This is a genomic window from Marinicrinis lubricantis (genome assembly GCF_042658665.1).
In the GTDB taxonomy this organism is placed as follows: domain Bacteria; phylum Bacillota; class Bacilli; order Paenibacillales; family KCTC-33676; genus Marinicrinis; species Marinicrinis lubricantis.
On the sequence record NZ_JBHSQV010000066.1, the window covers coordinates 1 to 1,116 of the forward strand.

At 38.8% G+C, this 1,116-nt stretch carries 2 protein-coding genes; one reads left to right on the top strand and one right to left on the bottom strand.

Annotation, left to right across the window (positions count from 1 at the left end):
* Positions 1 to 85: 85 nt before the first annotated feature.
* Positions 86 to 622: a sugar-binding domain-containing protein gene (locus ACFPXP_RS08055; RefSeq protein ID WP_379893722.1), complete on the bottom strand. Its 537-nt coding sequence runs from the start codon at positions 620 to 622 to the stop codon at positions 86 to 88.
* Positions 623 to 792: 170 nt separating this feature from the next.
* Here ACFPXP_RS08055 and ACFPXP_RS08060 point away from each other — a divergent pair.
* A partial coding sequence (locus tag ACFPXP_RS08060) for an FAD-binding protein (RefSeq protein WP_379893723.1) occupies positions 793 to 1,116 on the top strand: 324 nt, incomplete at its 3' end.

Consider the following 1,116-nt stretch of genomic DNA (forward strand, 5'->3'; position numbering starts at 1 on the left):
AAGAAATGGACGGGGCGTATTCAAGGCTGGGGGCAAATCATCCTCCAACTATCCATTCATTTCGAGGAGCGCGTCACCCCTTATATCATTGATTAATAGAGTTTACACAAAATATTTGACAGTCCCCAAAGTTCGGAACATTTCGAACTACTTTTCCAAGCCCTTCATATTCCTCTTCTTGATAAATTCCTACCGGCAAGGTAGAATCATCCAAAATATTGTTCACGGCAACCGTTATCCGCAGTTTGTCATTTTCAATGTGGTCGCCTACTACCAATTCAAAAGGTAAGAATCCGCCTTTATGCTCCAAAACAAATATGCCGTTTAAATAGACTTTGGCCAAATGGGTTGCAGAGCCAAAACGAAGAACTATTCGTTCGCTTCTTAAAACCGCAGGAACGCTGATTTCCTTCTCATACCAAACCCAGCCGACATGATCATGAATTTCTTGCGCCACACCAATATCGTTATAGGAAGCAGGCACAGCCATCGGAATGGTATCCGTTAATTTGGAACGAAACCATTCTTCTTGAAACCCCGTACCCTTGTCCAGTTTAAAGTTCCATATCCCGCTTAAATCGATGACACTTCGGGTTGCAGTATTTATAGGAAATAACATCATAACCTCTCCTCTTCTCATGATAGAGCTAATTAAGTAAAAATATCCGATTTCGTTTTAAAAACAACGTTGGTTTTCACTTTATAGCTGCGTTTCGTTTATGAGCGAGCTTATTTATTCCAGACAGATCTACCAAGACTCGCGAAAGAACTCACTAATGGCAGGGGATAATTATGAATATTAAAATAATACACACCTCATTAAAAAAAATGACTACTATTCATATTGGTCCGGATTTAAGGTGTTTTGCTACAGCTAATACCCTAGATGAAGTGAAAGAATTATTACGCTTTGCCAAAACAAATAAATTAAAAATAAATGTAATAGGTAATGGTAGCAACCTACTTATTGGCGAATTTTCGTCTGACATTTTGATGCTAGACTTTAAATTGGACACGGAGAACCGAGAGTGCGACAATAAAAGCATTCATAATCGAGGTGTCCGAAATGACGAAAAAGTACGACAAGGAATTCAAACTTCAAACCGTAAGACTCAT